We start from the raw sequence: 26,865 nt of genomic DNA, 5'->3' as shown, positions 1-26,865 counted from the left end.
TCATCGATTTTATGAAAACCACCGCACCTCAACTTAAAAACTTCCGCTGGAAAGGTATCAATAGTTCTGGCAAAAAAGCCTCTGGACAAGTGCTTGCGATGACAGAGTTCGAAGTCAGAGAGCGTCTCGATGCGCAGCACATCAAAATCAAGAAGCTCAAAAAAAGCAGCATCTCATTACTAACAAAGCTAAGTCACCGTGTTAAAGGCAAAGACATTACCGTATTTACGCGCCAAATTGCCACCATGCTCGTCACTGGAGTGCCCATCGTCCAAGCGCTCAAGTTGGTATCAGAAAACCATCGAAAAGCAGAAATGAAATCAATCTTAATGAACGTCACTCGTGCGGTAGAAGCGGGGACGCCGCTATCAAAAGCGCTACGCAGTGCCAGCGTGCATTTTGATCCACTGTATACCGACTTGATTGCGACAGGGGAGCAATCCGGTAATTTGGCTCAGGTGTTTGAGCGCCTCGCGACTTATCGCGAAAAAAGCGAGCAGTTACGAGCAAAAGTGATCAAAGCACTTATTTACCCTGCAATGGTCGTGCTCGTCGCGTTAGGCGTATCCTACCTTATGCTCACCAAGGTAATTCCGGAATTTGAAAAAATGTTTTCCGGCTTTGGTACCGACTTACCTGCCTTTACCCAAATGGTATTAAGCTTATCTGCATGGACACAAAATTGGGGCCTCTTCATTGGATTAACGGCCCTACTCTTACTGATTTCATCGCGTATTATGGCCAAACGCTCTGACCGCTTCCGCCTAATAATGGCCAGAGCCAGCTTGTGCTTTCCCATTCTTGGCCCTGTGCTTTCTAAGGCCGCCATCGCCAAGTTCAGTCGGACACTTGCCACCAGCTTTAGTTCGGGGATTCCAATTCTCACCAGTTTAAAAACCACTTCAAAGACATCCGGTAACATGCATTACCAACTCGCTATTGAAGAGGTATACCGTGATACTGCTGCGGGCATGCCCATATACATTGCTTTGCGAAACTGCAACGTCTTTCCTGAACTTGTATTGCAAATGGTGATGATTGGTGAAGAATCCGGACGTCTAGACGAGATGCTCAATAAAATCGCGACAATTTATGAGTTCGAGGTCGACAACACCGTCGACAATTTAAGTAAAATTTTAGAGCCATTGATCATCGTCTTTCTCGGCGTGGTCGTGGGTGGCTTGGTCACCGCAATGTACCTACCGATCTTTAATTTAATGAGCGTATTGGGATAGAATGTAATCCAAGCAAATTAATCCCATCAAAACAGCGCCTTGCTAATTTGATTTACGCTCAAGAGACAGATATGGAAGTATTCCAGTACTACCCTTGGCTATTCGTCGTGTTTGCCACGATTTTTGGTTTAATCATCGGTAGTTTCCTCAACGTTGTTATTTATCGATTACCGAAGATCATGGAGCTAGAATGGCGGCGTGAGTGCGCAGAGTCTTTCCCTGAGTACAATATTGAGCCGCCAAAAGAAGTGCTAACACTGAGCGTACCGCGCTCTTCTTGTCAGCAATGTGGTACCCCTATTCGGATTCGAGATAACATTCCTGTGCTTAGTTGGCTGCTGCTAAAAGGCAAATGTCACAATTGTCAGTCATCGATCAGCGTTCGATACCCACTGATTGAGTTACTCACCGCCTTTTGTTCGGGTTTTATCGCCGTTCACTTCGGTTTTAGCGACTTCACTGTGGCGCTGATTTTCTTTACCTTTGTACTCATTGCCGCCACATTCATCGACCTCGATACCATGCTTCTGCCTGATCAGCTCACATTACCCTTGATGTGGGCAGGTGTTGCTCTTGCGCTTACTGGCATCAGCCCCGTGAGTTTACAAGATGCAGTCATTGGGGCGATGGCTGGTTACTTATGTCTTTGGAGTGTTTACTGGGGGTTTAAGCTCCTAACTGGCAAAGAAGGCATGGGCTATGGTGACTTCAAACTGCTCGCGGCACTTGGTGCTTGGCTCGGTTGGCAATCGCTGCCGATGATTATTTTACTATCATCCGTCGTTGGTGTTATTTTCGGTCTTATTCAATTACGTTTACAAAAACAAGGCATCGAGAAAGCGTTCCCGTTTGGGCCTTACTTAGCCATTGCGGGCTGGGTGAGCCTTATTTGGGGCAACCAAATTCTCAACTGGTACTTCACATCGATTCTAGGAGTGTAAATGGCTTTCGTGATTGGCCTAACTGGTGGTATTGCAAGTGGCAAAACCACCGTGGCAAACCTATTCAAACAGCAATTTCAAATTGACATTGTGGATGCTGACATCGTCGCCCGTGAAGTGGTTGATCCGGGAACGCCCGGACTGAATGCCATCATTGCACATTTTGGTCCTGATATTGTCCATGAAGATAACACCTTGGATAGAGCGAAATTAAGAGAAAAGATTTTCTCTTACCCCGAAGAAAAAACATGGCTTAACGCATTATTGCATCCAATGATTCGTGAAAAGATGATTGAAGACTTACAACAAGTCACCTCCGATTACGCCCTTTTGGTTGTCCCCTTGCTGATAGAAAACAAACTTGATAGCTTGTGTAATCGTGTTCTTGTTGTGGATGTCGATCCTCAAACACAAATCTCCAGAACAGTGAAACGCGACAACGTTAGCGAAGAGCAAGCAAAGGCTATCTTGGCGTCCCAAGCATCAAGGCAGCAGCGGCTCGCCTTGGCGGATGATGTGGTTAAAAATAACCCTCACGACCCTGATCTTTTGCTTCAAATCACAGATTTGCACCAAAAGTACCTAGCCATGTGTAAGAAAAATCTGCGAAAATAGACCTAATACATACCAAGGCTGATGTTAATGACCACGCACAAATTTGAACATCCATTAAATGAAAAAACTCGCATCTATTTGAGAGTCGAATCGTTGCTGCGTCAGGCTCACTTAGCCTCAGGTTTTGCTGACAACCACCAATACCAGCTTTTCTTTCGAGCACTGTTCGATATGGTTGAAATCTTCGAGCAGATCCAACTAAAAAGTGAGCTAGCGAAAGATCTTGAGAAACAGCGCCTTGCTTATCGCAATTGGTTCAATGTCGACGGTGTTGATCAACAAGCGCTGAGCGAACTCTTAAAAGAGATCGATGTAATTCATAGCCAATTGATGGCGGCGGAGCGCTTTGGCCAATCACTGAAGGAAGACCGTTTTTTAAGCTCTATTCGACAACGCTTTAACCTTCCTGGTGGCTCATGTTGCTTTGACTTACCCGCACTACATTACTGGTTACATTTGCCTATTGATCGTAAGCAACATGACGCGGGCAAATGGCAAGCTAGCCTCAAGCCATTGTCTGATGCCCTGAACCTTTGGCTCAAACTGACTCGAGAAACGGGTCACTTCAAGGATCAGATTGCACGTACAGGCTTTTATCAAAGTGATGCCGAAGAAGCGAATATTCTCCGCTTACACATTCCTATGGAATACGGTGTATATCCTATGATTTCAGGGCATAAAAACCGTTTTGCCATTAAGTTTATCGCCTTTGAAAGCGGACAGGCATGCACTCAAGACGTCGAGTTTGAGCTCGCTGTTTGTAGCTAAACCAAACTCACACTACTATTTTTATACTTCTTTTAACCTCAACTCCGTGGGACTATTTAACCATGTCTAAAATTACTATCGTTCAATGCCCGCAATGTGGTACCGATGTTGAATGGGGCGAACAGAGTCCTTTCCGCCCTTTCTGTAGCAAAAAGTGCCAAATGATCGACTTTGGTGAATGGGCAGATGAAGAGAATACTATCCCTGGTGCGCCGGATATGTCTGACAGTGATGGTTGGTCGGAAGACCCATACTAAGTTCTCAGTTCTCAGTTCTCAGTTCTCAGTTCTCAGTTCTAAAATTTGAAAGTTGACGTGAAAGCGTCAACTTTTTTATTGCCCGTCAGAAAACCGTTCTCTTTCGCTTTTCTAGCACTCTCTGCTTGAGCGCATTCCCATTTAAAATTAGGTTTTATTTCATATCGTTAAGTAAATTGTATGTTTCACATACATCAGCAATATATTTAGCTAAGAACGCAGATATTTTTCATTCTACCCAGAAAGAAGCGCGGAGTTTACGCCAGTAAATGAGCACCGATGACAACGGTAGAAAGGGAAATAGCCAGTTATAAGCAAACATAAAAAAACGGAGCCCAAAAGGACTCCGTTTACTATGAGAACGCTAGTTATAGCATTATTTCTTAGCAAGTTTCTCTTTGATACGAGCAGACTTACCAGAACGGTCGCGTAGGTAGTACAGCTTGGCACGACGTACTGCACCACGGCGTTTAACTTCGATGCTATCAACAACTGGAGAGTGAGTTTGGAATACACGCTCAACACCTTCACCGTTAGAGATCTTACGTACAGTGAAAGCAGAGTGAAGACCACGGTTACGGATTGCAATTACAACGCCTTCAAAAGCCTGTAGACGCTCACGTTCACCTTCTTTTACCTTAACTTGTACAACAACAGTGTCACCTGGTGCAAATTTAGGTAGGCCTTGCTTCATTTGCTCTTCTTCAAGAGCTTTGATGATGTTACTCATTTTCTAAATTCCTAGAATAAACTGATACTAAATAAATTAGGTTACTTTGCGTTATGTTCAGTGATGAACTCAGCAAGTAATTGTTCCTGTTCGTCAGTCAGAGCTAGGTTTTCCAGGAGCTCTGGTCTTCTTATCCAGGTACGGCCAAGCGACTGTTTTAGTCGCCAACGACGAATGTCCTTATGGTTGCCTGACATCAGTACCGAAGGCACTGCTTTGTCATCCAACATTTCAGGGCGCGTATAGTGAGGGCAATCTAACAAACCATTCGCAAAAGAATCTTCTTCTGCTGACGCAAAATCCCCTAACACCCCCGGAATAAACCGAGAGACAGAATCAATTAACGTCATGGCTGGAATTTCACCACCCGTCATCACAAAATCCCCAATTGACCATTCTTCGTCAACTTCAGATTGAATGATACGCTCATCTACCCCTTCGTAACGGCCACAAATAAGAAGCAAATTCTCATTTGTTGCCAGTTCTTCAACCCCTTTCTGGTCGAGTTTTCGACCTTGAGGAGAAAGGTAAATAACTTTCGTCTTACCCGGTGAGGCTGCTTTCGCGGTATGAATGGCATCGCGCAAAGGCTGTACCATCATCAACATACCAGGACCACCACCGTAAGGTCGGTCATCGACAGTGCGATGTTTGTCATGAGTGAAATCACGAGGATTCCAAGTCTCAATAGACAAAAGACCTTTTTTAACCGCTTGACCTGTTACCCCAAAATCAGTAACAGAACGGAACATTTCAGGAAAAAGGCTAATTATGCCAACCCACATGTGTTCTCTCGCTCTGTAATTTTGGAGATTAGAATCCAGGATCCCAGTCAACTTCGATCCGTTGAGCTTCGCGATCCACTTTAATGATCACTTGCTCTTCAAGGAACGGAATTAATCGTTCCTTCTGCCCAAAAGCATCTTTTAGATTTGCTTTAACCACTAGAACATCGTTTGAGCCAGTTTCTAGAATGTCAGTAACGACACCCAGATCGTAACCTTTCGTGGTTACCACTTGCATCCCAAACAATTCACGCCAGTAGAACTCATCTTCTGACAATTCAGGCAGTACCGCAGGGTCTATCGCAATTTCAAAGTTCGTCATCAGTTGCGCGTCTTCACGAACATCTAATCCTGCTAGCTTGCATACATAGCCTTGACCATGGCGCTTCCAGCTTTCTACTTTGTACTCAACCCACGAACCCTTTTGGTTAACAAACCAAGGGCTGTAATCAAAAATGCTTTCAGCATTGTCTGTGTAGGAAAAAACCTTGAGCCAACCACGAATGCCGTAAGTAGCACCAAACTTGCCTACAACAATTCTATTGTCGCTCATCGTTTCTTTACCTTTCATCGACATAAGCTAATTTCTACTTCTTAAAAAGAATTAAGCCGCTTTTTGAGCGTCTTTAACTAGCTTAGCAACGCGGTCAGATAGAGACGCGCCTTGACCAACCCAATGGTTAACGCGGTCTAGGTCTAGACGTAGACCTTCTTCTTGACCTTGTGCAGTTGGGTTAAAGAAACCAACTTTCTCGATGAAACGGCCAGTTGCAGCGTTACGGCTATCCGCAACTACGATTTGATAAAATGGACGCTTTTTAGCGCCGTGACGTGCCAAACGAATGGTTACCATGTCGTCCTCTTTGCTTTCTCAAAAATAAAATTAACCCCAAAAACCATTTATAAATTAAATAGCCTGGGGTCTCGTGCCAAAATAAAGCTCCGGAATTTTACTCTTATCCCGGTTCAATGCAAGGGGTTTAGCTACTTTTTCACCAACATAAATTAAAATTTAAGTTTGTGATGCAGCTAACACCCTGAAACTAAAGTGTAGGCAATCGATTAACGACCAAATGGGTTGAAGCCGCCGCCTCCACCCATACCGCCGCCCATCATGCCTTGCATGTTGCGCATCATGCCTTTCATGCCGCCCTTTTGCATTTTCTTCATCATCTTCTGCATCTGGGTGAACTGCTTCAATAGACGGTTAACGTCTTGAACCTGGACACCTGACCCCGCAGCGATACGCTTCTTACGCGAACCTTTAATGATTTCTGGACGCTGACGCTCTTTCATCGTCATTGAGCTGATGATAGCTTCCATCTGTTTGAACATCTTATCATCAACTTTATCTTTCACATCTGACGGCAATTGAGACATGCCTGGAAGCTTATCTAGTATGCCCATCATGCCGCCCATGTTGGTCATTTGACCTAACTGTTCACGGAAGTCTTCTAAGTCGAAGCCTTTTTTCTCTTTGAACTTCTTGGCTAGCTTTTCTGCTTTTTCTTGGTCAACGTTGCGTTGTAGGTCTTCAATCAGCGACAGTACGTCACCCATACCAAGAATACGTGATGCTACACGATCTGGATGGAATGGCTCTAGCGCGTCAGTTTTCTCACCGACACCCAAGAATTTAATTGGTTTACCTGTGATGTGACGAACCGATAATGCTGCACCACCACGCGCATCACCGTCAACCTTGGTTAGGATAACACCTGTTAGCGGTAGTGCATCACCAAAAGCTTTCGCTGTGTTCGCCGCATCTTGACCCGTCATTGCATCAACCACGAATAACGTTTCAACTGGGTTGATAGCCGAGTGGAGATCTTTGATCTCACCCATCATCTCTTCATCAATCGCCAAACGACCTGCAGTATCGACAATCAGAACGTCGTAGAATTTCTTCTTCGCATGGTCAATCGCTGCGTTCGCGATATCAATCGGTTTTTGATCCGCTGAAGATGGGAAGAAGTCGACACCAATGTCTGATGCTAACGTTTCTAGCTGTTTGATCGCCGCAGGGCGGTAAACGTCGGCAGAAACAACCAAGACTTTCTTCTTGTCACGCTCTTTTAAAAGCTTAGACAGTTTACCTACCGACGTGGTTTTACCCGCACCTTGTAGACCCGCCATCAAAAGCACAGCAGGCGGTTGTGCCGCTAGGTTCAAAGCTTCGTTAGACTCACCCATGACCGATTCAAGTTCAGTTTGAACGATCTTGATGAACTCCTGACCCGGGGTCAGTGATTTAGAAACTTCTACACCGACTGCTTTTTCTTTTACACGGTTAACAAACTCACGGACTACAGGAAGCGCAACGTCCGCTTCCAGTAGCGCCATGCGTACTTCACGTAGGGTTTCTTTAATGTTGTCTTCAGTCAGACGACCTTTGCCACTGATATTCTTCAGCGTTTTGGATAATCGATCCGTTAAATTCTCAAACATTTTTGTCTCTTCGCTAAAATGGCGATTAATTAGGGTGAGTATACCTTAGCCAACGTCACAGTCATACCCGTACTGCCTCTCTATTCCTATATCGTGGACAACGTTGTGAATTTCAACATCTCATCTCACATGATTGTTGAGGTATCTACCGTAGCCCCAAAGCGCAATGCAAGGTATAATTTTCACCAAATTGCACAACAACCTATAGAATTCATGGATAGCTTAATTGCCATCGCGGCAGCCATTCTTTATGTTTTGGCGATTGCGACTATCATACCCGGACTCTCTCAGCAGTCAGGAATCAAAGCAAAAACCGTATTTGCCAGCGCAGCCTGTGCACTTGTTTTCCATGCTTGGATACTGAGCGATCTGATTTTCAACGCCTCAGGGCAAAACCTCAGCATTTTAAATGTCGCCTCACTTATTAGCTTTATTATCTCTTTAGTCATGAGTGTGGCGATGTTGAAGAATCGTTTGTGGTTTTTACTGCCCGTCGTGTACAGCTTTGCTGCGATCAACTTATCTGCTGCCACATTCTTGCCTAGCACCTTCATCAAGCATTTAGAAAACGACCCTAAACTACTCATTCATATTTCTTTCGCACTGTTTTCTTATGCGACATTGACCATTGGCGCCTTGTACGCCCTGCAACTCGCCTGGCTTGATCATAAGCTTAAAACAAAGAAAGCATTAGTGATTAACCCCAATTTGCCACCATTAATGATGGTGGAACGTCAACTGTTCAAAATCATCTTAATTGGTAACTTATTGTTAACGGGTACGCTCATCACTGGCTTTGCTTTTGTGCATGACATGTTTGCACAAGGAAAAGCGCATAAGGGCATTCTTTCTTTCATTGCTTGGGTGATTTACTCCGTCCTACTGTGGGGTCACTACCATAAAGGCTGGCGCGGCCAAAAAGTCACTTGGTTTGCCGTTGCAGGTGCGACTCTTTTGACTCTGGCCTACTTTGGCAGCCGATTTGTTCAAGAGATCATTCTTAATTAATTCAATGAAATAAGGAACCAATGGTTCCTTATTCTTTATCTATCGAGATAAATAAAATAGAGTACCCCTTAGTAGATTGATTTCAAGGCCATGCTTGGCCATAAATACACCAAACATCGACAAGGAACAGCAACGTTTTGGACGACATATCTACGGGTATATTATTTGCGCTACTCGCGTGTCTGATCGTCATATCAGGTTACTTCTCCGGTTCAGAAACAGGGATGATGTCTTTGAACCGTTACCGCTTAAAACACTTAGCCAATAATGGGCATAAGGGAGCGAAGCGAGTCGAAAGGCTGCTCGATCGCCCTGATCGCTTGATTGGTCTTATTCTGATCGGCAATAACCTCGTCAATATTCTTGCGTCTGCCATTGCCACCATTCTTGGTATGCGCATGTATGGTGATTTGGGTGTCGCGATTGCCACTGGTGCACTCACCATGGTGATTCTCGTCTTCGCAGAGGTGACACCAAAAACCATCGCCTCACTGTATCCAGAGCGCGTATCGTACGCGAGCAGTATTCTCCTGACGATTTTAATGAAGCTTCTATCTCCGTTGGTATTGTTAGTCAACTTTATTACCAATGGCTTTATTCGCCTGCTTGGCGTCAAAGCGGACCACTCGACAGAAGATCACCTCAGCTCAGAAGAGCTGCGCACGGTAGTGAATGAAGCAGGAGGGCTAATCCCTCGCCGTCACCAAGACATGCTGGTCTCCATCCTCGATCTTGAACACGTCACGGTTAATGACATCATGGTGCCGCGTAACGAAATTACCGGTATCGACATCAATGACGACTGGAAGTCCATTGTTCGCCAACTCACTCACTCGCCCCATGGCCGAATTGTGCTCTACCGCGATCAAATCGATGAAGTCGTTGGCATGCTGCGTTTGCGTGAAGCATACCGCTTGATGCTGGAGAAGAACGAATTCAACAAAGAGACCCTGCTACGCGCAGCCGATGAGGTGTACTACATTCCAGAAGGCACGCCGCTCAATGTGCAAATGTTGAAGTTTCAACGCAACAAGCAACGTATTGGCTTAATTGTCGATGAATACGGCGACATTAACGGTCTAGTGACGCTAGAAGATATCTTGGAAGAAATTATTGGCGAGTTTACGACCTCTATTTCACCTAGCTTATCGGATGAAATCACCCCCCAAGGTGACGGCAGTTTTCTAATTGAAGGCAGCACCAACATTCGAGATATCAATAAAGGTTTGAAGTGGAAATTACCGACCGATGGCCCAAGGACGCTAAATGGCCTTATTCTTGAACATTTAGAAGACATCCCAGAAAGTCACCTCAGCGTTCAAGTTGCTGGGCACCCGATGGAAATCGTCAACATTGAAGAGAATCGCATCAAACTTGTGAAAGTGTACCCGAAGCTAAAAAAGAGCAGCTGATGTTCCTATTCCTGTGAACAAAAAAAGAGCCTGATATCATCAGGCTCTTGTTCATTAGAATGCTTATGGTTAGTCGATGCGTAGTTCTTTTAGCATGGACTCTGGCAGTGCCAACTCATCATTCTTATTTACAGACACACCAGCATCGAGAATATTTTTCGCAATTTGCTGCGCTTCTCCTAGTGAGTGCATTGCTGCCGTGCCACATTGGTATTCGTTCAGCTCTGGGATCTTATTTTGGCTTTCCACCTTCAATACGTCTTCCATAGAAGCAATCCAAGCGTCTGCTACTTGCTGCTCTGAAGGCGTACCAATCAAGCTCATGTAGAAGCCAGTGCGGCAACCCATTGGTGAGATATCGATGATTTCAACACTGTCACCATTGAGATGGTTACGCATAAAGCCCGCATATAGATGCTCAAGCGTATGAATGCCTCGCTCAGAAAGAATATCTTTGTTGGGTGCAGTAAAACGTAAGTCGAATACCGTGATGGTATCCCCTTTCGGGGTCTGCATAGTTTTTGCCACGCGCACCGCTGGCGCATGCATGCGAGTGTGATCAACGGTAAAGCTATCTAATAAAGGCATTACATCTCTCCTGATTGTAACCACCAACACCGAAGGTATTGGTATTGATTTCTATTTATTCCCCCAAAAAGACAATCATTCGGGGACTAAAAGAACCAGCCGCTGTTGTCTTCCAGTTCCTGACGACATTGCTTCAGCTGCCAGCCATACGTTTTAGCTGTTTGCTCGACGCGTCTTGCGACCTTAATCAAGTTCGGCTTACTCTTATAAGTACCTCGCTTATAACCACCACGCCCCTCATGGTAAGCAAGATATTGGTTATATGGATCCCATAATGAGGTGCCTAATTGTCGACGAGTCTCATGAGTGTACCAACCAACAAACATCATTGAGTCATCAAAGCTAGTACGTGACCCACCTTGTCCCGTTGCTTTCTGAAAATCTTTCCAGGCAGGGTCCTGGGCTTGAGCATAACCGTAAGCACTGCTCACTCGTCCCCATGGAATAAAGCCTAGAATATAATTTTTCGGAGGCTTTGCATCATGACGAAAACTACTTTCTTGCTTAATAATAGCCATCGCGACATTGATTGGCGTCCCCCATTCCTCTTCCATGTCCTTGGCATCTTCATACCAACCAGATTTTTCTCGGAAAATTTCACATAGGTTATCTTGCTGCTTTGGGGGCGCAGTCGCACAACCGGCTAACAATACACTCCCGAACACCGAGACCACTAATGGCTTAATGTTCAATCCCTGCCCTTACTACTTTATGCTTATTTAGATAAGCATTGGTATTATTGTTTTAGATAAGCAAAGTAGTCTTCTAAAAAGTCATCAAACGACAAGGTGTCGCTTTGCTCTGCTTGTTGTTGTTTCCCAACTGAAGTGGTCACTTCCGTTTCCATAATAGTTTCTGAGTACTGCTCGTAACGATGAGCAAGATTTTCTTCACGGAACTTCATGCCTAATGCACAGCCCACTTTGCCTAATCCACCGTGCTCTTTGGTCAGTTCAAGCAGCTGACCTGAAATCGTCAACTCTGGATCATCAATCCATTCTTCTAACTTATCACATACCGCTTGATAAGCATTGCCACCCACAACCGTGTCCATTTCAAACGCGATTTGACGAAGTTCAGCGAATACACGATGAGCCCAGTCTTGTAGAGATAAACGCTCACCTTGGCAGCCAATTTGTAACATCAGCCCTTTTTCACGACCAGAAACAATCACCTTGTTCCAGTTGTCACGCCAGCATGCAAGCTCGCAATTGTCCATCGGTTCAGAATCAGAAAGCGCCGCCCAAGTGAGGAATAGGTCGAGGAAGCGAACTTGCTCTTCACTTACCCCTACCGCGCTAAATGGGTTTACATCCAGCGAACGAACTTCAATGTACTCTACACCGGCACGATTAAGTGCTTCTGATGGTTTCTCACCGCTCTTCGTCACTCGTTTAGGACGAATTGGGGCATAAAGTTCATTTTCAATCTGCAGAATATTCGAGTTCAGCTGACGATATTCGCCATCGACCTTCACGCCAATCTGAGCAAACTCTTCTGATGGATGACGAATCGCATCACTCAAACCATCAAGATACTGTTCAATGCTGTTAAAGCCAATCTTAAGTACACTTTGCGCGCTGTTGGTGTAACCGAGATCACTTAGGCGTAGCGATGTCGCTTTTGGCAAGAATAACGTGCCACCAATTTTCTCAAATGGCAGATCGGTTTCACGACCTTGGATAAAAGAGCCACATAAGGCAGGAGAAGCACCAAAGAAATAAGGGATCATCCAACCAAAGCGATAGTAGTTACGGATCAGAGCAAAGTAAGCCGCGGATTTGGTGTTTTGACGCGCCTGCTCATCTTGTTCGCCATACAGCGCATCCCAGAATGATTCCGGGAATGAAAAATTAAAATGCACGCCAGAAATAATCTGCATTAAACTGCCGTAACGGCGCTTCAGGCCTTCACGGTAAAGCGTTTTCATTTTTGCTGCATTGGATGAACCATACTGAGCCAATTGAATGTCATCTTCACTGCCTACGTAACATGGCATTGAAAGTGGCCACATTTTCTCTTCACCCATTTTGGTTTGTGTAAAGTGGTGAATGTCTTTCAACTGCCCCATCAATTCAGAAACCTCATGGGAAACTGGAGTAATAAACTCCAACAGAGATTCAGAAAAGTCTGTGGTGATCCACTTGTTTGTGAATGCTGAGCCCAAGCCCTCTGGGTGAGGAGTGGTTGCAAGGCGTCCATCCTGACGATAACGCAAAGTTTCTCGCTCAACACCACGTCCAAACTGCGTAAATACTTCTGGGTTTGATGCAACTTGTTTTAGTCGCGCAGCAAAATCAGTCAAAATGAGGTTCGCTTATATTGGGAGCAGGTCACTTACCAAGACGAGTAAGTGAAAGCTAAATTATTGATATATAATCCATCTAGATAAATAACCCATCAAAAAGTCATTTATCTAGTTAGAAACGAATAGCGGAGAGTCTCCTCTCCGCTATTAAATGTGTACTCTATCGAATGATTTCAAGCTCTTCCACGTCTTTCCCCAACTTTTCTAGTTGAGGACGAAGGGATTTTGCATCCCCGACGACGACGATTTGATAATCATTCGGATCAAACCATTTTTGCGCTAACGCATCGAGTGTTCGTTTGTCCACGGTATCAACAATAGCATTACGTTGTTGTAAGTAATCTTTGTCTAAGTTGTACTTCAAAATATCACTGATGAGTTTGCCTTTTTGTGTTGGTGTTTCATATTTCAGTGCATCTTTTTGACCGACCGCTTGGCGCATAAATGTCATCTCATCATCAGTCATGCCGGCTTGAGAGTATTCATTCAGCTCATTTTCCATTTCAACGATAGATGCCACCGTCGAGTCTGCACGCACTTGTGCTGTAAATACAACCGAGCCCGTTTCTACATTACCTGAGAAGTAACCGAATGCCCCATAAGTGTAGCCTTTATCTTCACGTAAGTTTTGGTTAATGCGGCTATTGAAATTACCTGATAAGTTAAAGTTCGCAAGTTGGCTTAAATAGAAGTCACCCGTCGCATCATAAGGCATGCCTTGACGAACCAACATCACCACACTTTGCGGTGCTCCAGGCTTATCCACGAGATGAATTTTTTGCTCACCTAACGGCAAGATGCTCTGTGGAGCATAAAGCGGCGCGGCCTCATCTTCCCAGCTTGACCAAAACGCCAGTTGCTTTTGGATATCTTGCTTGGAGATATCACCAACCACCACAATCTGTGCACTTTGCGGCGTATAATGCTTGGTATAGAAATCTCGTACATCGTTCAATGTTAGGGCATTCAAGCCTGCTTGCGTGCCATCTTTCGGACGGGCAAATACGGAATCCCCATAAAGTACTTGCCGGCTTGCTTGTGACGCCATCCAGCTCGGGTTTTGTTGCTCATATACCAACCCCTCTAACGCTTGCACTTTCACACGCTCAAAGTCTTCCTCTTTGAAAGCAGGAGATAAAAGCATCTCTTCAACAATCTTTAAGGTTGGCGCTAGATTTTTTGCTAACGATGAAACACTGATGTTGGTCGTGTAGCCTGATGCTTCCACCGAAATCATGCTACCTAGCTTATCCAGTTCAGCTTGAATATCTTCGACGCTGCGCTTAGTGGTACCTTCTTGCAACATTGCAGCCGTCAATTGCGCAAGACCTTCTTTACCTTTATCAACGAAGCGTGTTCCCGCAGGTAGACTAAATTGCATCATCACGGTTGGCGTTTCAGTACTCACTGTCCCTAACAATTCAGAACCGTTGTCGAAATGAATGCCGTACAATTTTGGCATGGTTGCTTCAACCGGAGCCCCCGCAGGTGGCTGAACCGAGCGTTCAAAGTTATCTGTTGCACGACGGTAAGCTAATTGATCATCAGTTATCTTTTGATATTCTGGAAGCGTGCGTTTTGGCGTGACGAACGTTGCAGGTTTCACTGCAAGATCTACTTTACCTTTCGGTACCACGCTCAACGTCACTTTATTCTTGCCTTGGATAAAGTCACTGTACGCTTTTTCCACTGACTCTGGCCTCACCGCACGGATCTGCTCGAGCTGTTTTTCAATCAAATCTGGCTGACCGAAGAAGGTTTGATTTGAAGCCAATTGAGTCACTTTGCCTTTCACGCTTTCCAGGGCAAAGATCGCGTCTGCTTCCGCTTGCCCTTTCAATTGGTCAAGACGATCTTTCGTTACGCCCTCTTTACTGAACTTATTCAGTGACTGCATCAGTTCATCATAAAGTTTAGACAAGTCGCCTTTCTCTCCAGAATCGCCCATCGCGTAGACATAGAAGTTACACGACAACTCAGCACAATCATGGAATGAGCCTGCATCCACCGCTTTTTGAGTCTTCACCAAGTCTTGGTAAAGAAGGCTATTGGTACCGCTACCTAGCACACTAGATAAAGTATCGAGTGACGCTTGGTTGGCTTCACCACTGTAAGTGGTTGGCCAGGCGATCATGACCATTGGTTGTTGAATACGATCTTCCAATGTAATGAATTTATTCTCTTCAAGCTTCGCAGGTTGCTTCGGCGCGTTATCGACTTCTGGACCACGAGGAATTGAGCCAAAGTACTTGTTAACCCACGCTAGGGTTTGCTCAACATCAATATCGCCACCAATGGTAATGACCGCATTGTTCGGGCCATACCAGCGAAGGAAAAAGGCTTTCAGATCGTTAACATCAACACGGTCTAAATCTTCCACATAGCCGATCGTTTGCCATGAATATGGGTGACCTTCAGGGTATAGCGCTTCCGCCATACGTTCCCAGATCAAACCATAAGGGCGGTTGTCATAACGCTGAGCACGCTCATTTTTTACCGTTGAACGCTGAATTTCGAATTTCTCTTGTGACACCGCATCCAATAAAAAGCCCATACGATCGGATTCTAACCACAACATTTTCTCGAGTTGATTCGCCGGGACAGTTTCAAAATAGTTCGTGCGATCGCGGTTAGTTGTACCATTTAACGTACCACCCGCTTCGGTGATGATTTTAAAGTGCTGTTGATCACCCACGTTTTCTGAGCCTTGGAACATCATGTGCTCGAAGAAGTGAGCAAAGCCAGATTTACCGATATCTTCACGTGCTGAGCCAACGTGATAAGTCACATCAACATGCACCAGTGGGTCTGAATCTTCCGGAGCAAGGATCACCGTCAGACCATTATCAAGTTGATATTTCTGGTATGGAATTTTGACCTTGCCAGCTTCTGTTTTCGACGACTCAACGAAAGTCACTCCATCAGGCAGTGAAACCGGGGCGTTTGATGCACAGCCCGTGATCACCAGCAGTGAACACGTGCTAACCCAAAACATTCTCATGCGCTTTCCTTAAAATAAACCGAAATAGATAGCGGCTAGTAGACTGTACCTTGCCGCTTTACCTAAAAATATAACAACCATACACGGCAGAAATTTCATCCTTAACCACCCTGCAGCTAAACATAGCGGGTCGCCAATCACTGGCAACCAGCTAAAAAACAATCCCCAGTAACCGTACTTTGCCAACCACTTCAATGCCGTGTGGCCATGTTTTTCATCTTGGGTTTTATTGGGGATCCAGAGCCCAAGCCAGTAATTGGTGAGACCGCCGAGGGTATTACCAATTGTGGCAACGGTAATGATAGAAGATACGGAATACTGATTTAATGAAAGAGTGGCGATCAATCCTGCTTCTGAGCCACCCGGTAACAAGGTGGCACTGAGAAATCCCGTCATGAACAACACCCATAATGCAGAATCAGAGAACCATAACGCTAAGTTTTCAAAGGCAGCATTAAATGCCTCTAACATGTCATATCAAGCAATATCTTGCCTCGCGTCCGTCCGGATTCAACTTGCCTGTGGGCATCCACAACCTCACTCATCGGATAGACTTGTTGAACTTCAGTTTTCAGTAACCCGACGCCCACCATATAAAGTAAAGTGTCGAGTTGCTCGCGATCAGGTTCGACCAACATTCCACTGGCTTCAAAACCAAGTAGCTTTGCTTTCTCACAAATCAGCTCAGCGGTGATGGTTGGAAGGGTAATGACTCTTGCATTATCAGTAAGACACTTGAGCGCATCTAATGCCGCATCGCCACCGACAAGATCAATCAAAACATCCACATCTTCAACACGTTCAGACACTGGAGCAAATTGATAGTTCACTGCGTGCGCCCCTAATGTGGCGAGGTAGTCTAAGTTCCGCTCACTGCAAGTGGTAAACACTTCCGCTTTAGTCGCCACTGCTATCTGCACCGCTAAATGCCCAACACCACCAGCACCCGCCAGAATCAATACACGATCGCCTTCAGTAACATTCGCTTTACTGAGCGCTTGAACTGCAGTTTGCCCTGCCAGGGGCAGTACTGCCGCAGCTTCAAGCGTCACGGTACTTGGAACATGGCAGAGCTCAGACTCTGGCACGCAAACATATTGACTGTAGCCACCACCACGAATTGGAAAGCCAATGAAACCTGCCACCTCATCACCCACCTTAAAACGTGAGGTGTTATCACCGCATGACACCACCTTACCAGAGATATCGTAGCCCGGAACCCAAGGTAGATTGTCTTTGTTTTGTGCCGCTGCCCAGCCAAGTCCTGCTCGCGTTTTTACGTCAATGGGATTGACGCCAGCATAGGCAACTTTAATGAGAACCTCACCAGTTTGAGGTGATGGTGTTGATGCATTTTGGACCGCGAGAACGTCTGCCTCGCCAAATTCGGTAATCACTATCTGTTTGTGTTCCATAACCCATTCCCTGAGAGAAAACAAAAGGGATGCCTCGGCATCCCTTTGACTATAAACTATTTTGTTTGCTGAAGTTAATCGCCAATGTGTAAATTGGTTGATAATTCTATATCACAAATCACCAACCAAGATCTCTAGGCACATCGACTACCCCACTAGGGCAAGCAGAATACCTGCGGCAACTGCCGAACCTAATACGCCTGCAACGTTTGGCCCCATCGCATGCATCAATAAGAAGTTTTGCGGGTTTGCTTCTAAACCAACTTTGTTAACAACTCGCGCTGCCATTGGTACTGCTGATACACCCGCCGCCCCAATAAGTGGGTTGATGTCTTCTTTTGAAAACTTGTTCAGCAACTTCGCCATCAGCACACCGGCCCCTGTACCAATACTGAATGCCACCGCCCCCAGTCCCAAGATACCTAGTGTTTCTATGTTTAAGAACTGTTCAGCTTGTAGCTTAGAACCAACACCAAGACCTAAGAAGATAGTCACGATATTGATCAATTCATTTTGTGCTGTTTTCGATAGACGATCCACCACTCCCGCTTCACGCATCAAGTTACCCAAACAGAACATACCCACCAGAGGTGTGGCTGATGGTAAGAACAGAATCGTCATCAGTAGCACAGCAAGTGGGAAGAGTACTTTTTCCCACTTACCCACATGGCGAAGCTGAGCCATTTTGATTTGGCGCTCTTCTTTGGTTGTCAGTGCTTTCATGATTGGTGGTTGGATGATCGGCACCAACGCCATGTAGCTGTATGCGGCAACCGCAATGGCTCCGAGCAGATCTGGAGACAGCTTACTCGCTAAGAAAATCGCCGTTGGGCCATCGGCTCCCCCGATGATCGCAATAGACGACGCATCGGCCATCGAGAACTCCATACCCGGCACATAGTTAAGCAAGATTGCCCCAAATAGCGTGGCGAAAATACCAAACTGCGCTGCCGCGCCCAACCAAAGTGTTTTTGGGTTTGCGATCAAAGCACCAAAGTCGGTCATTGCACCTACGCCCATAAAGATCAATAGCGGGAACACGCCCGACTCGATCCCGATGTAGTAAACGTAGTACAACAGACCACCCGGCTCGGTGAAACCCGCATTCGGAATATTCGCTAAAATAGCACCAAAACCAATGGGTAATAAAAGTAATGGTTCAAAGCCTTTTCGAATCGCTAAAAACAGCAAGGTACAGCCAACCAGCATCATGCAGATTTGGCCAAACTCAAAGTTAGCGATCCCTGTTTCTGACCATAGGGTCATCAATCCGTCCATGATACTCCCTTACCCCAGACTCAGAAGTGGCGAACCAACCGTAACGGCATCCCCTTCCTTAACGTTCAATTCTTGCACCACGCCACCACGTGCTGCGCGAACTTCCGTTTCCATCTTCATGGCTTCAAGGATCAAAAGAACGTCACCTTCTGCCACTTCAGCGCCCAGTTGGACATTCACTTTGAAGATGTTGCCTGCAAGAGGAGCCGGAACCGCTTCTGCGGTACTATTCGCAGGTGCACTTGGTGCTGTAGTTTGAGCAGGTGCTGCCGCTGCATTTGGCGTCACTGACGTTAATTGACCTTGAGCACCAACTTCAACTTCATACACTTGACCATCAACACGAACACTGTAAGTTTCAACGCCACCAGCGGTAGGCTGTGCTGTAGGCGCAACAGCAGGTTTCGCTGCTTCTAGCGTTGGAGCTGGTTCAAATGCATCTGGGTTGCCACGGTTTTTCAGGAACTTAAGTCCAACTTGAGGGAATAGCGCGTAAGTCAGCACGTCATCGACACGCTCACTCGCTAGCTTAATGCCTTCAGATTGCGCTTTTTCCATCAAATCAACCGTTAGAGCTTTCATTTCAGCTTTAAGCAAATCTGCGGGGCGACACGTGATCGCCTCTTTGCCATCAAGCACTTTCGCTTGTAGTTCGGAATTCACTGGTGCGGGAGCTACACCATACTCACCTTTTAGGACACCAGCGGTTTCTTTCGTGATGCTCTTGTAGCGTTCACCCGTTAATACGTTGATCACTGCTTGAGTACCAACGATCTGAGAAGTCGGTGTAACGAGAGGAATAAAACCTAGATCTTCACGTACGCGAGGGATCTCTTCTAATACTTCATCAATACGATCCGCTGCGCCTTGCTCTTTTAGCTGGCCTTCCATATTGGTCAGCATACCACCCGGAACTTGTGCAATCAGAATGCGAGAATCGACGCCTTTCAGCTGACCTTCCCATTTTGCATACTTCTTACGCACTTCACGGAAGTAAGCAGCAATCGGCTCGATTTGTTCAAGCTTAAGGTTAGTGTCGCGCTCAGTGCCTTGCAGCATCGCCACAACGGTTTCTGTTGGCGTATGGCCATAAGTACAACTCATCGAAGAGATTGCAGTATCAAGAATATCAATACCTGCCTCTACTGCTTTCACCGCTGTCGCCGTTGAAAGGCCAGTGGTTGCATGACAGTGAAGCGCCAATGGGACATCACACGAGGCTTTGATTCGAGTGATCAGTTCTTCCGCCTCATATGGCTTAAGCAGACCCGACATGTCTTTAATACATAAAGAGTGACAGCCTAGATCTTCCAAACGTTTTGCTAAATCTACCCAAGTATCTGCGTTGTGGACCGGGCTGGTAGTGTAAGACAACGTACCTTGCGCATGAGCGCCAACATCAACTGCGGCTTTCACTGCAGTTTGAAAATTACGTACGTCATTCATCGCATCAAAGATACGGAACACATCCATACCATTTGCGTGCGCACGCTCAACAAACTTCTCTACAACGTCATCAGCGTAATGGCGGTATCCCAGAAGGTTTTGACCACGAAGTAGCATTTGCATTGGCGTGTTCGGCATCGCTTTTTTCAGCTCACGCAAGCGTTCCCATGGGTCCTCCCCAAGGAAACGAATGCACGAGTCAAACGTCGCGCCCCCCCAGGTCTCTAGCGACCAATACCCTACCTTATCTAACTCTGCTGCAATAGGCAGCATATCTTCGATACGCATGCGTGTAGCAAACAATGATTGATGGGCGTCACGAAGGACCACATCCGTGATAGCTAGTGGTTTCGACATGCTCTTAAACTCCTTTTTAATCCTATATTTCGGCTACTTCGCGATAGAGGTGCGATGTTGATGAATCGCAGCTGAGATCGCCACCACGACTTGTGGACTAACAGCTGAAGAGGTTGATTGAACGTTGGTATTTATTTTTAGTGCTGCGATCGGCTCTGGCACTTCTTCTGGTACCAATTTGGACAGTAGCCGAACGAGATAAACTAAAATTGTGAGGAAAATAAATACGACCGCCATCCCTGTTAACATCAGAGTGGCCGCATCGACTAGCAGGCTTCCTATATTCGTCATGTTGCTTCCTTTCTTTGTCATCCTGACAATGCGCAGGACTCTTATCACGTCAAATCCCGACCGTTCGATTATCTCGATTGGTTAAATTTTGTCAATTTTGTTTAAGATAGGTTTTAAAAAACCTCAATAAATGACTATTTATTCACCAAACCGATCACAAAACGATAGAAACGACTCATCAACTAATGAGGTGTTCAACATATAAGCAGAATAAATCATAGGAGGCAGAAAAACTGCGATTGGGATTTAAAAACAAAGAATGTGTATGTTAAGGAAAGTAAAATCAAAACAGACTTCTAGCCAAAAAAAACAAACTTTAAACAAATTATTAACACCAACAGAACAGATACATTTCTCTATCCTATCGCTATCAAGTGCACCTGTGGTCTAAATTGGTCTGATTTCCGAGACATGAGAGACAAACTAAACATGGAAATGACAAGATATGACTATTTAGTCACTGATGAACCTTCCAGATCACGCGCGCTTACTTTTATATCATTAATCAGCCAACCCTCCATTCATACGCACCATCTTTATGGCATCGTGACGAGAGTGCACATCGAGTTTCTTATATAATCGGTAGATGTGGCTCTTTACTGTGCTTTCGGATAAAAACAACTGAGATGCAATCTGTTGGTTTGAATTGCCATAAGCAAGCAACTCTAGGACTTGTCGTTCACGACTGGTCAACTCATCATACTCACACTCCATCACAACGTTAGAATGACGGTAGTTACTGATAAGCTTTTCCAAGTATCCTCTTGGCAACCAGAGTCCACCTTTAAAGATATAATCGACACTTTTACTAATGTGGGTCACGGCTGCACTACGCAGTAAAATGCCTTTCAGAAACTTCCAACGTAGCAACTCATTATCAACTTGGCTGTTTGGCACGTTATGAACCATCAACGGCCAACCAAGTAAATCAAAGTCAGGTAATAACCCTAAAGACTCAAGTTGCACCAAGTAATCGTAATCAATAAACACAAGATCAATATTAACAGTATGACTGCGAAATACTGCTTCTTGCGGCGAACAGATCATGACTTTCACGTGGCTAATTGTTGAAAGTTGACTCTCTATTAAACTGGTTTGAAGATTGCTCTCTGCAAGCAAGAGAAGATGTTTTATTCTCATTTATCCTCCATTTTACGACACCTTTACCACTCCCTACCTGTGCTGATTCCATGTACGTGGAACTACGAGTAATTGAAATATCGATAGCAAGAATATAGCAGTTCAGTCGGACTTTATGCCTAACAAGCTGTTGCCCCACATACACCAAAAGATTAGTCAAATTTCAGCGAGAAGCAGAGTGACTTCATACCCTACTATTTTAACTGGTTGTTCTTAAGTAAAGTTCTTATTTAAAACTCTCATGAACAACGATGTTTCTTTCTGAAATGCCAATATTCCAAGTAACTTTCTGCATACTTTTTCAATCTTTTTTACCCTAAAATCTCATACTTGAAACACTCTCTCGCATACAACATCACCTAACTTGATGGTTATAAAACGCTTTCATTTCACTTAAAACGCCCCTTCTAAGACTTCGCTTATTACTAAGACCAATTTTCTCACCCTTGAGAATCTTACTCGTGATCTCTTACCTATACTTCCAGCGCTTCCAAGCCAAAAGAGGCAGCAAGAAGTTAACGTGCAGTCATTTTTTTAACAGGAACAAAGGTAATGGAGTGATCAATTATGACGCTTAACAAGACAGGGCTTGCTATCGCAATGTCTGCGATTTTATTGAGTGGTAACGCATTAGCTAATAATGGCATCGATGATGGCAAAAGTAATAATCAGTGGGACGACAGTGCCAACACACTTTCTACCGCTGATAGTATGAATGACAACAGTAACAATAGTGACAACAGTAATAGCAGCGACAACAGCGACAACAGCAACACACAGTCGTTGGGTCTTACTGATAGCAATAATGACAATAGCAACAACAGTACTAGCAATGCTAATGACAACAGCAATAGCAGCGACAACTCTAATGCGAGTACTAACTCGAGTTACAACGACAACAGTACTAGCAATGCGAATGATAACAGCACAAGTAATGCTAACGACAACTCTGATTCGAGTATGAACACTGCAAGCAGTTACAACGACAATAGCGCTACTGCGGCTAATGACAACAGTAACAGCAGTGATAACTCGAATGCGAGTACAAACTCAAGTTACAACAATAACAGTGACAATCGTAACCAAGCAGACTCACGAGATCAGTCAGACAGTCGTGATATGAGTGACAGCAGAAGTTATGCAAATGACAACAGTAACAACAGTGATAACTCGAATGCGAGTACAAACTCAAGTTACAACAATAACAGTGACAATCGTAACCAAGCAGACTCACGAGATCAGTCAGACAGTCGTGATATGAGTGACAGCAGAAGTTATGCAAATGACAACAGCAACTCAAGTACCAACGACAGCTACAACGACAACAGTGACAGTCGCAACCAAAGTGATTCGAGTACAACGACGACTCGTAGCAACAATGACAACAGTAACTCTAGCACCAATGACAGTTACAACGACAACAGTGACAGCCGAAGCTATGCAGACAACAACTCTGACAATCGTGACCAGAGTAATTCGAGTACTAACAATAGCTATAACGACAACAGCGACAGCAGTATTAATACAGCTGATAGCTACAACACCTTACAGATGGATTCGGATACGGTTGTAGCGACATCTGAAGTCATGGGTTCCGTTAGCGCTACATCAGTAAATTACTCAACAATGGAAAAAGACTCTACTGTTCGAGTTGATAACGTAAATAACCTTGGTGGTATGGATGGTGCCTCGGGTATTACCACAGTGGCACAAAGCGCTGGCGGTAACGCACTGATTCAACAATCTGTAGCGACCAACGCGAGTGTCTTTACCGGCGACTAATGAGCATTATTAGGAGAAAGCGATGCGTTTGGCACTGTGTACCTTGGGTATGATAATTGCCGTTTCCGTCAATGCTGATGAGATAACGTTGTCTGACGAAAGTGCTAGCCTCGAAACCATGAGTGAAGCGAGAGGTGGTCAACATATCGATATCGATCTTGACCTTGTCTATGCAGAATCAGATGTTTATGGGGTATCGTCAGATAACGTAGCCAATAACACCGTTAGCGGAAATAACATTTTATCACCAGGTGCGTTCGCAGACAGTTCAGGGATATCGAGCGTGATTCAGAATACTGGTAATAACGTTCTTATTCAGAACTCAACCGTCGTTAACCTGACACTCAAGTAAATAATATGAGAATTGTTCGAAACATAACTTGGCTGATGCTGGCAATGTCAGCATCAGCCAACTCTTTAGAATTTCTTCCACATCGAGCTCACTACTCAGTGCCAGTAAAAAGCTATAAGGAGATAGTCTTTGGCGATGTCTTTCGTCAACAATATGATTTTAGCTGTGGTTCAGCCGCGTTGGCATCATTACTTACTTATCATTATGAAACGCCATCATCAGAACAAGACATTTTTGAGAACATGTATCGCAATGGTGATAAGGAAAAAATTAAAGAGAAAGGCTTCTCTCTCCTTGATATGAAAATGCACCTCGCTTCCATTGGCCTTAACTCTGACGGCTTCAAAATCGGACTAGAGAAAATTCGCAAAGTCGGCGTACCAGGTATTACCTTGGTCAATTTTGATGGCTATATGCACTTTGTTGTTATTCGGGGGATGAACAAAGACTCGGTGATCTTAGGTGATCCCTCACGAGGCACGATGATCATGAAATACGAAGAGTTTCAAAAGTATTATCAGGGCATTATCTTATTGGTCCGTAACGAAGCTGAAATGGGGCGTACAAGCTTTATTACCGATGATCAGTTTGCCATTTATCAAGCGTCACCACTAGAAAGCGGTGTACCTAGAGATTCACTAGGGGTATTTAGCATTACCCTCCCTGTCGATGGTGAGAATTAAACTAAGGTAACTATCATGTTTTTTAGCCGGCTTTTTCTCGTTGTTTGCATTTGTACCTTGTCGCTATTTGCTCGAGCAGACGTTATTAGCATTGAAGGAGTAAAACCACTTACTCACGAATCTTTGTCACAATACCGGGGTGGCTTTCAAGTCACTGACGACTACATCATCAACATCGGCCTCAGTATCACTACGACAATTAACGGTGAGAACCTCCTCAACACTACGATCGCCAATTTAGTAATAGAGAATGGCAATTTGACCAACATCAACGCAATTAATGATGCCAATAATCCGGAGCATGCTCAATTTGACCAAGGGATTGTCAATATCGTTCAATTTGGTGAAGGCAATATTGTCGATGACAACACTCTAAACTCTCCTAATATGGCACCAACTCAAAGACCGAACGTCGTGAGTTCTGAGCTTATCAATTCCAGTATTATCAACATCATTCAGAATACCACAGACAACAGCGTAATAGGTCTCAACACTCTCGTCGATATTGACGCGCAAGTTAGCGGCGTCATGCAGCAAATCCGAGCCAATCAGCAATTAGAAGACGCATTATTAAATCACCTTCAATAGCTGCAGCTACACATTTCATGTGGCTGGTGAGATAGACACTATCAGAGATTAAATGGCACACGAATGGTTAATTGGAAATCTGGTGTATCTTCGGTTAAGCCTGCTTGAGCACTAACATTAATTGAAGTCCGCCTGCTAAACGCATAATTGATACCAAAAGTCAGAGAGTCCAACTGGAGCAATTTCGCATCGTCAGCAGAACGCCCATCGACCTTACTTTTCAAAATCGTCTTGTGACTCAAACCAAGTGAAAATGACAAGTTTGGATTAACAGCAAAACCCATTCCCCCCGACAAAGCAATGGTATCACCTAAGTCAACATCAGCATTATTATCCCCCACCGTTACGGATTTCTCTAAGTTGTAGATGTAACTTAAGTTAGCGAATAACACGGCAGGATCAGTCGGATAAATCATCGTGACACTTGGCTCAAAACTCCAGAACCCCGATCCTGTAGGCACATCACTGAATGAATTACTTCCTTCATCAATAGAGACCTCGTAGGGAGAGCGACCTGTATCAGACTTTACTCTCAAACCACCAATCCAATATGGTGCGCTCTCAAAGTTAAACTGGTGACGTACTGCAAACTCCACATCTCCTAAACCACCACCATCGATGGTTGTATTGATGACTGATGGAGACCCATCTTGGATCGGACGCACCGACACTTGATCATTTCTGTAAACATAAGGCAGGCGAATTTCCAATTCGGTAGCATTCGTCAAGCCGTAGCGTGTCGTTAAACCTAAAGTCATCGTTGTTCTGTCCGCATCACTGACTTCGATTCGACCAACAATCAATGTGGGTAGCACGGTATAACCAACGACAGATACCTTATTTGAAGAGTTTTGGCTGTAGTTAAGTGAGGAGTCGAATGACCAACTTCCTTTGGGTGTGAGCACGCCTGGGCGGTCTATGACGTCGCCTACCGTTTGAGCGCGCTGTGGGATGTCATCACCTTCAGCCGCCCACACACTATGCGCGAAAAATAATGTCCCAAGGGTTACGCCCATCAAAGTTTTCCCTAACATCAAAGCATCCTTTCTTAATGGTAGTTATATACGATTAGGCTAGATTTCTTTATTTCGCAATATGTTGGCTTTAATAACTTGAGCAGTCTTAAAACATAAACTTATAAGAGAGAAGATGAATGGTGTGAAAAACTCGAAATCTCGAGATACAAAAAAGCCCCGCATAAGCGAGGCTTTTGTTGGAAGTGGCGCATCCTGGAGGATTCGAACCTCCGACCGCCTGGTTCGTAGCCAGGTACTCTATCCAGCTGAGCTAAGGACGCGCAGTTTTCGTTATCAAACCTGTTGATCAACAGGGTCAATATCAGGATTTCGATTTGTATCAAATCAAACCCTAAAGAGTGGCGCGTCCTGGAGGATTCGAACCTCCGACCGCCTGGTTCGTAGCCAGGTACTCTATCCA

General features: G+C 44.9%; 27 protein-coding genes and 1 tRNA gene. 11 read left to right on the top strand and 17 right to left on the bottom strand.

From position 1 onward, the window contains the following. Positions 1–11 precede the first annotated feature (11 nt). The 5 genes from AK965_RS11960 to yacG all read left to right on the top strand — a co-directional run bounded on the left by AK965_RS11960 (position 12) and on the right by yacG (position 3,816). On the top strand, positions 12–1,235 hold the full coding sequence (locus AK965_RS11960; RefSeq protein ID WP_099079835.1) for a type II secretion system F family protein: 1,224 nt from the start codon (positions 12–14) through the stop codon (positions 1,233–1,235). A 71-nt stretch (positions 1,236–1,306) separates the two neighbouring features. Further along, positions 1,307–2,176, top strand: a complete 870-nt coding sequence (locus AK965_RS11955; RefSeq protein WP_099079834.1) for an A24 family peptidase — start codon at positions 1,307–1,309, stop codon at positions 2,174–2,176. Then, positions 2,177–2,791: a dephospho-CoA kinase gene (gene coaE, locus AK965_RS11950; protein WP_099079833.1), complete on the top strand. Its 615-nt coding sequence runs from the start codon at positions 2,177–2,179 to the stop codon at positions 2,789–2,791. Positions 2,792–2,818: 27 nt separating this feature from the next. After that, positions 2,819–3,559 (top strand): cell division protein ZapD, encoded by a 741-nt coding sequence (zapD, locus tag AK965_RS11945; RefSeq protein ID WP_099079832.1) that lies wholly within the window; start codon positions 2,819–2,821, stop codon positions 3,557–3,559. A 62-nt stretch (positions 3,560–3,621) separates the two neighbouring features. Beyond that, positions 3,622–3,816 (top strand): DNA gyrase inhibitor YacG, encoded by a 195-nt coding sequence (yacG, locus tag AK965_RS11940; protein ID WP_099079831.1) that lies wholly within the window; start codon positions 3,622–3,624, stop codon positions 3,814–3,816. 376 nt (positions 3,817–4,192) lie between these two features. Here yacG and rplS read toward each other — a convergent pair whose 3' ends face one another. From rplS to ffh, 5 genes are all read right to left on the bottom strand, one after another. Next, positions 4,193–4,546: a 50S ribosomal protein L19 gene (gene rplS / locus AK965_RS11935; protein ID WP_099079830.1), complete on the bottom strand. Its 354-nt coding sequence runs from the start codon at positions 4,544–4,546 to the stop codon at positions 4,193–4,195. Between the two features lie 41 nt (positions 4,547–4,587). Beyond that, the gene (trmD, locus tag AK965_RS11930) at positions 4,588–5,331 is read right to left on the bottom strand and encodes a tRNA (guanosine(37)-N1)-methyltransferase TrmD (protein WP_099079829.1); all 744 of its coding nucleotides are present in this window, start codon (positions 5,329–5,331) and stop codon (positions 4,588–4,590) included. A 28-nt stretch (positions 5,332–5,359) separates the two neighbouring features. After that, complete coding sequence (rimM, locus tag AK965_RS11925; protein WP_099079828.1) at positions 5,360–5,908, bottom strand: ribosome maturation factor RimM; 549 nt, start codon at positions 5,906–5,908, stop codon at positions 5,360–5,362. Positions 5,909–5,935: 27 nt separating this feature from the next. Next, positions 5,936–6,184, bottom strand: coding sequence for a 30S ribosomal protein S16 (rpsP, locus tag AK965_RS11920; protein ID WP_004410028.1), 249 nt, complete (start codon positions 6,182–6,184; stop codon positions 5,936–5,938). Positions 6,185–6,393: 209 nt separating this feature from the next. Further along, entirely contained in the window at positions 6,394–7,779 is a 1,386-nt protein-coding gene (gene ffh, locus AK965_RS11915) for a signal recognition particle protein (protein ID WP_099079827.1), read from the bottom strand. A gap of 213 nt (positions 7,780–7,992) precedes the next feature. Between ffh and AK965_RS11910 the strand changes: the two genes are divergently transcribed. After that, a complete protein-coding gene (locus AK965_RS11910) occupies positions 7,993–8,787 on the top strand; it encodes an inner membrane protein YpjD (protein WP_099079901.1) in 795 nt (264 codons plus the stop codon). A 137-nt stretch (positions 8,788–8,924) separates the two neighbouring features. Then, positions 8,925–10,199, top strand: a complete 1,275-nt coding sequence (locus AK965_RS11905; RefSeq protein WP_099079826.1) for an HlyC/CorC family transporter — start codon at positions 8,925–8,927, stop codon at positions 10,197–10,199. 69 nt (positions 10,200–10,268) lie between these two features. On the opposite strand, the gene luxS is transcribed toward AK965_RS11905, so the two are convergent. The 10 genes from luxS to AK965_RS11855 form a co-directional block, all read right to left on the bottom strand. After that, positions 10,269–10,787 carry an S-ribosylhomocysteine lyase gene (gene luxS / locus AK965_RS11900; RefSeq protein ID WP_099079825.1) on the bottom strand — a complete coding sequence of 173 codons (519 nt, stop codon included), beginning with the start codon at positions 10,785–10,787 and terminating at the stop codon, positions 10,269–10,271. A gap of 86 nt (positions 10,788–10,873) precedes the next feature. Further along, positions 10,874–11,479, bottom strand: coding sequence for a hypothetical protein (locus AK965_RS11895; protein ID WP_099079824.1), 606 nt, complete (start codon positions 11,477–11,479; stop codon positions 10,874–10,876). Between the two features lie 44 nt (positions 11,480–11,523). Then, positions 11,524–13,092, bottom strand: a complete 1,569-nt coding sequence (gene gshA / locus AK965_RS11890; protein WP_099079823.1) for a glutamate--cysteine ligase — start codon at positions 13,090–13,092, stop codon at positions 11,524–11,526. Between the two features lie 163 nt (positions 13,093–13,255). Continuing rightward, on the bottom strand, positions 13,256–16,096 hold the full coding sequence (locus AK965_RS11885; protein ID WP_099079822.1) for a pitrilysin family protein: 2,841 nt from the start codon (positions 16,094–16,096) through the stop codon (positions 13,256–13,258). 9 nt (positions 16,097–16,105) lie between these two features. Beyond that, positions 16,106–16,567 carry a YqaA family protein gene (locus tag AK965_RS11880; RefSeq protein ID WP_099079821.1) on the bottom strand — a complete coding sequence of 154 codons (462 nt, stop codon included), beginning with the start codon at positions 16,565–16,567 and terminating at the stop codon, positions 16,106–16,108. Further along, complete coding sequence (locus tag AK965_RS11875; RefSeq protein ID WP_099079820.1) at positions 16,561–17,511, bottom strand: NADP-dependent oxidoreductase; 951 nt, start codon at positions 17,509–17,511, stop codon at positions 16,561–16,563. The genes AK965_RS11880 and AK965_RS11875 overlap by 7 nt, the downstream gene beginning before the upstream one ends. A 147-nt stretch (positions 17,512–17,658) precedes the next feature. Beyond that, positions 17,659–18,789 carry a sodium ion-translocating decarboxylase subunit beta gene (locus AK965_RS11870; protein WP_099079819.1) on the bottom strand — a complete coding sequence of 377 codons (1,131 nt, stop codon included), beginning with the start codon at positions 18,787–18,789 and terminating at the stop codon, positions 17,659–17,661. 9 nt (positions 18,790–18,798) lie between these two features. Next, the gene (gene oadA / locus AK965_RS11865; RefSeq protein WP_099079818.1) at positions 18,799–20,592 is read right to left on the bottom strand and encodes a sodium-extruding oxaloacetate decarboxylase subunit alpha; all 1,794 of its coding nucleotides are present in this window, start codon (positions 20,590–20,592) and stop codon (positions 18,799–18,801) included. 33 nt (positions 20,593–20,625) lie between these two features. Beyond that, positions 20,626–20,883: an oxaloacetate decarboxylase subunit gamma gene (locus AK965_RS11860; protein ID WP_099079817.1), complete on the bottom strand. Its 258-nt coding sequence runs from the start codon at positions 20,881–20,883 to the stop codon at positions 20,626–20,628. 501 nt (positions 20,884–21,384) lie between these two features. After that, complete coding sequence (locus AK965_RS11855) at positions 21,385–22,023, bottom strand: helix-turn-helix transcriptional regulator (protein WP_099079816.1); 639 nt, start codon at positions 22,021–22,023, stop codon at positions 21,385–21,387. Positions 22,024–22,590: 567 nt separating this feature from the next. On the opposite strand from AK965_RS11855, the gene AK965_RS11850 reads away from it, so the two are divergent. Genes AK965_RS11850 through AK965_RS11835 form a run of 4 tightly spaced genes read left to right on the top strand, consistent with a single transcriptional unit; the run spans position 22,591 to position 25,428 of the window. Next, positions 22,591–23,805, top strand: a complete 1,215-nt coding sequence (locus AK965_RS11850; RefSeq protein WP_099079815.1) for a dentin sialophosphoprotein — start codon at positions 22,591–22,593, stop codon at positions 23,803–23,805. A gap of 22 nt (positions 23,806–23,827) precedes the next feature. Then, the gene (locus AK965_RS11845) at positions 23,828–24,157 is read left to right on the top strand and encodes a carbon storage regulator (protein WP_099079814.1); all 330 of its coding nucleotides are present in this window, start codon (positions 23,828–23,830) and stop codon (positions 24,155–24,157) included. A gap of 5 nt (positions 24,158–24,162) precedes the next feature. Continuing rightward, positions 24,163–24,840, top strand: a complete 678-nt coding sequence (locus AK965_RS11840) for a C39 family peptidase (RefSeq protein ID WP_099079813.1) — start codon at positions 24,163–24,165, stop codon at positions 24,838–24,840. Positions 24,841–24,855: 15 nt separating this feature from the next. Beyond that, positions 24,856–25,428: a hypothetical protein gene (locus AK965_RS11835; protein WP_099079812.1), complete on the top strand. Its 573-nt coding sequence runs from the start codon at positions 24,856–24,858 to the stop codon at positions 25,426–25,428. A 41-nt stretch (positions 25,429–25,469) separates the two neighbouring features. Here the strand turns inward: AK965_RS11835 and AK965_RS11830 are convergent, their stop codons facing one another. Next, positions 25,470–26,462 carry a transporter gene (locus AK965_RS11830; RefSeq protein ID WP_099079811.1) on the bottom strand — a complete coding sequence of 331 codons (993 nt, stop codon included), beginning with the start codon at positions 26,460–26,462 and terminating at the stop codon, positions 25,470–25,472. A gap of 186 nt (positions 26,463–26,648) precedes the next feature. After that, a tRNA-Arg gene (locus AK965_RS11825) sits at positions 26,649–26,725 on the bottom strand. Positions 26,726–26,865 lie beyond the last annotated feature (140 nt).

The organism is Vibrio sp. PID17_43 (genome assembly GCF_002608565.1).
GTDB lineage: Bacteria > Pseudomonadota > Gammaproteobacteria > Enterobacterales > Vibrionaceae > Vibrio.
Note: the sequence above shows the minus strand (reverse complement) of the source record. Positions and strands in the feature narration are given on the sequence as shown.